General features: G+C 41.9%; 1 protein-coding gene. It reads left to right on the top strand.

Going from position 1 to position 406, the window contains the following annotated elements; genetic code table 11:
* Nucleotides 1-406 (top strand): integrase core domain-containing protein (locus KJB30_RS17860; RefSeq protein ID WP_214301725.1); only part of this gene is annotated, 406 nt, incomplete at both ends.

Here is a 406-nt window from a genome sequence, read left to right on the forward strand (position 1 = left end):
CAGGGAAAAGATGAACGTTTTCATCGAACTCTCAAGGCCGAAGTTATTATACGGCACCAGTTCGAAGATCTAGCTCATTGCCAACGTCAGTTTAATACTTTTCGAGAGATCTATAACCTTGAGCGTCCGCATGAGTCATTAGGAATGAAAACTCCCATTTCTCGTTATCAACCAAGCCAGCGTTGCTATCCTGAGAACTTACCAGCCATTGAGTATGGGCCTGATGATCAGGTTCGAAAAGTTCAGGCACAAGGTGAAATTTTCTTCAAAGGTAAAGTATTTCGAGTATCCAAAGCACTACAAGGGTACCCAGTAGCCTTACGTCACATGAACACCGATGGCATCTATTCAGTTCATTTTTGCCATCAAAAGCTGAAAGAGATAAGCCTTAATGACATCAAACATT

Source organism: Pelotalea chapellei (genome assembly GCF_018531195.1).
GTDB classification, from domain to species: Bacteria; Desulfobacterota; Desulfuromonadia; order Geobacterales; family Pseudopelobacteraceae; genus Pelotalea; species Pelotalea chapellei.